Here is a 3,922-nt window from a genome sequence, read left to right as displayed (position 1 = left end):
CTTCCAAGCTGTTGATGCGAGTTCGATTCTCGTCACCCGCTTTTTTTTTATGGGCCTATAGCTCAGCTGGTTAGAGCGCACGCCTGATAAGCGTGAGGTCGATGGTTCGAGTCCATTTAGGCCCATTATAAGAATATCTAATTAAAAGGCCCGTTGGTCAAGTGGTTAAGACACCGCCCTTTCACGGCGGTATCACGGGTTCGAATCCCGTACGGGTCATAAATAATAAAGAAAAAGCAATTCCAAGATTAATTGGGATTGCTTTTTCTTTATTATTAAAAGAATACTGTAGTACTGATGATTAGAGCAAAAGAAAATATGAATAGCGTTGAAAAGAGAAGCAGCTGCCTATTTTTTATAGAATACGATAGAGTGTAAGTTGACGTACGGTAAAGAGACAGTATGCTCCAAGCTGCAGGAAAACTGAGTAGTAGTAATAAAGAAAAATAACCAAATGATAAACCTAAAATAAAAAAACTAGTAAGATACAAAGTAAGTAGCAAGCCAAGAAATAAAAAGCGATTTTCTTTTATCCTATTTATTTGTTTAGTTCTGATAGGGTATTCTGTTATTTCTATAATTAACGCTAGCAGAATGAGTGGAATACTCCATAAGAAAAGAGTGTTTGGTATGAAAAATAGCTGAACGAAAAACGCGATATAGGTTAAGATACCACCTTTAAAGATGGCTTTCATAATAAAAACAAACCATTTAATATCGATTTTAAAAAAATAGACTTGTCCTTGCATAAGAATGCTATATAGAATGAATAATAGTCCGATTAGAAGGTGGTAAGTTAGTGCAAAGTAACTAATGAGTAACAGATTAATTGCTTCCGTAACCAATAAAGTTGTTGTCAACTCTTTAGTTAGCTTTTCTATCCATATATAAATAATTTTCTCTAAAAACTGATTAACCAATAGAAACAAATACAACGCTAGAAAGGGTAAAAAAGCTATAGTAGAAAGTTGTGCTGCATAGATAGTACCAATTAAAATATACGTTAAGGGAGTAATGAAAATAAGAAAGTATGGATGAAATAAAATGGTTTTTAATTTTGCTAATGTAGGTGGTTTCATAGTAAGACTCCTTTCACTTGTTACACTATTATCATCTTACCAAAAATAATGAATGAAGGCATTATAAAGATAGACTATCATTCAAAAAGATTACTTAGCTAACTACTGGGAAGTATGGTAGAATATATTAGGTTTGCAAATGGATTCCCGAGAGGATCTGCTTTTTTTTAAGTAGATAAGCCTTGTAACCGAAAATAAAAAAGGGGGAACAAAGAATGACAGAAAGAAGATTATTTACGTCGGAATCTGTATCAGAAGGACATCCAGATAAAATTGCTGATCAAATCAGTGACGCTATACTAGATGAGATTATTGCTAAGGATCCAGATGCTCGAGTTGCGTGTGAAACGACTGTCACAACAGGTTTAGTACTAGTTGTTGGAGAAATATCAACATCAACTTATGTCGATATTCAAAAAGTAGTCCGTAATACAATTAGAGGCATAGGCTATACAAGAGCTAAATTTGGCTTTGACGCAGATACTTGTGCGGTTATAGTTGCCATTGATGAGCAGTCTGCTGATATTGCTCAAGGAGTTAATGATTCAGTTGAATATAAAGAGATGAATGATGATGCTCTTGACCAGATAGGAGCAGGGGACCAAGGGTTAATGTTTGGTTTTGCAGTTAATGAAACACCTGAATTGATGCCATTACCTATTTCATTAAGCCACCGTTTAGTTAAACGTTTGGCCGAATTGAGAAAAGATGAGACACTTGATTATTTAAGACCTGATGCAAAATCACAGGTTACTGTGGAATACGATGAAAATGGTAAACCACTGCGTATTGATACAGTTGTTATTAGTACACAACACCATCCAGATACAACTGCGGAAACGTTAAATGATGATATTAAAAAGTTGGTTATTGAAGCGGTAATTCCGAAAGAGTTATTGGATTCAGAAACGAAATATTTTATAAACCCAACGGGCCGATTTGTTATTGGTGGGCCTCAAGGAGATTCTGGATTAACTGGCCGTAAAATTATTGTGGATACTTATGGCGGATATGCTCGTCACGGTGGGGGTGCTTTTTCTGGAAAAGATCCAACAAAAGTTGACCGTTCGGCTAGTTATGCTGCTCGTTATATTGCTAAAAATATAGTAGCTGCTAATTTAGCTGATAAGTGTGAGGTACAATTAGCATACGCAATAGGGGTGGCTCAACCTGTATCTATTGCAATTGATACTTTTGGAACGAGTAAAGTAGCTGAAAGCAAGTTGATTTCAGCTGTAAGAGCTAATTTCGATTTACGACCTGCTGGGATTATCAAAATGCTAGATCTTCAAAAGCCGATCTACAAGCAAACTGCGGCTTATGGTCATTTTGGAAGAACAGATATTGATTTATCTTGGGAAAAAACAGATAAGATAGAAGATTTAAAAAAATTTTTAGCTTGATAGCATAAGAGCGTATGCGATGCCTTTAATCGATAGGGACATCGCATACGCTCTGTATCTATTTTAGATACAAATTAACAGACGCTACTAAGATATAACGAACTGGAGAAACTATATGGAAAAACTTAAGAAGCAAACAAACGTAAAAATCGTGACACTAGCTATTTTTGTAGCAACCTTTATGACCGCTGTTGAAGGGACAATAGTCTCAACCGCTATGCCTACAATTATAGGGAGTCTTGAAGGAATCGCAATTATGAACTGGGTATTTTCAATTTATTTATTAACCAATGCCATTATGACACCTATATACGGGAAATTATCAGACATGATTGGAAGAAAACCAATATTGATTATTGGATTAATTATTTTTGTGATTGGATCGTCTTTATGTGGACTTTCACAGTCAATGACACAACTTATATTTTTTAGAGCGATTCAAGGTATCGGTGCTGGAGCAATTATGCCAGTAACGTCTACGATTATCGCAGATATTTATCCCTTAGAAAAACGAGCAAAAATCATGGGCTTTAATGGAGCTGCATGGGGTGTAGCTGGTATTTTGGGACCTTTATTGGGTGGTTTTATAGTAGATCTTTTAAGTTGGCATTGGATTTTTTATATCAATGTTCCTATCGGTATTGTAACAATAATTTTAGTTGCTCTATTTTTACACGAAGATTTCTCATACGAACGTAAAGCAATTGATTACTTAGGGAGCTTATCTTTAACGAGTACATTACTATTTTCACTTTATGGCATTCAAGTTATTGGAGATAAAGGTACTTTTGAAGTATCGATGTTAATCTGGTTCGCTTTTGCTGTTTTAAGTTTTAGTGCATTTATTTATGTTGAAAAACGAGCAGTGGATCCAATATTACCGTTAAGTTTATTCACTAATCGAACATTTGTGATTCAAAATTTAGTCGCAGGATTGGTTAGTGGATTCTTGATAGGAATAGATGTTTATATCCCAATGTGGATGCAAGGTTTAAAAGGTTTAAAAGCTGCAATGGGTGGATTTGCGATTACACCAATGTCTTTTACTTGGATATTAGGATCTTTTATTGCGGGACAAATTATGTTTAAACAGCCAGTTAAAAATATTTTAACCGGTAGCTTAGCCATTATTAGTGTTAGCGCGCTGATTATAACTCAATTAACATTGGCTACCCCATTTTACGTTTTCCTAATGGTAACGGCTTTAATTGGTTTAGGTATGGGGTTAACAATTACAACGACAACGGTAACGATACAAAATATTGTACCTAAAAACCAAATTGGTGTAGCAACTTCAGTGAATACTTTATTTAGAATTTTAGGACAAACGATTATGATTTCATTATATGGTATTATTTTAAATAAAAGAATGGCGGAACAATTGATTATAAAAGAGTCAACAGGGGTTAAAAGTGAAATGATGAATGAATTAATTAATCC

Annotated in this window: 3 protein-coding genes, 2 tRNA genes and 1 riboswitch; of the genes, 4 read left to right on the top strand and 1 reads right to left on the bottom strand. The window is 34.7% G+C overall.

Going from position 1 to position 3,922, the window contains the following annotated elements; translation table 11 throughout:
- Window positions 1-51: 51 nt before the first annotated feature.
- Together WBF61_RS09015 and WBF61_RS09010 are read left to right on the top strand one after the other, a co-directional pair.
- Window positions 52-125: transfer RNA gene (locus tag WBF61_RS09015), tRNA-Ile, on the top strand.
- Window positions 126-147: 22 nt separating this feature from the next.
- Window positions 148-219: transfer RNA gene (locus tag WBF61_RS09010), tRNA-Glu, on the top strand.
- Window positions 220-275: 56 nt separating this feature from the next.
- Here the strand turns inward: WBF61_RS09010 and WBF61_RS09005 are convergent.
- A complete protein-coding gene (locus WBF61_RS09005) occupies window positions 276-1,079 on the bottom strand; it encodes a hypothetical protein (RefSeq protein WP_424255814.1) in 804 nt (267 codons plus the stop codon).
- Window positions 1,080-1,207: 128 nt separating this feature from the next.
- Window positions 1,208-1,297, top strand: a riboswitch (SMK box riboswitch).
- On the opposite strand from WBF61_RS09005, the gene metK reads away from it, so the two are divergent.
- Together metK and WBF61_RS08995 are read left to right on the top strand one after the other, a co-directional pair.
- Window positions 1,295-2,482, top strand: a complete 1,188-nt coding sequence (metK, locus tag WBF61_RS09000) for a methionine adenosyltransferase (protein WP_424255812.1) — start codon at window positions 1,295-1,297, stop codon at window positions 2,480-2,482. It overlaps the preceding riboswitch by 3 nt.
- Before the next feature lie 115 nt (window positions 2,483-2,597).
- Window positions 2,598-3,922: MDR family MFS transporter (locus WBF61_RS08995; RefSeq protein WP_424255810.1), on the top strand; the 1,325-nt coding region annotated here is incomplete at its 3' end.

The organism is Carnobacterium sp., assembly GCF_049673005.1.
GTDB lineage: Bacteria > Bacillota > Bacilli > Lactobacillales > Carnobacteriaceae > Carnobacterium_A.
Note: the sequence above shows the minus strand (reverse complement) of the source record. Positions and strands in the feature narration are given on the sequence as shown.

Bases quoted from the DNA above. Each gene is read 5' to 3' on its own strand.
- WBF61_RS09005 (WP_424255814.1), bottom strand. From the start codon at position 1,079: ATGAAACCACCTACATTAGCAAAATTAAAAACCATTTTATTTCATCCA.
- metK (WP_424255812.1), top strand. From the start codon at position 1,295: ATGACAGAAAGAAGATTATTTACGTCGGAATCTGTATCAGAAGGACAT.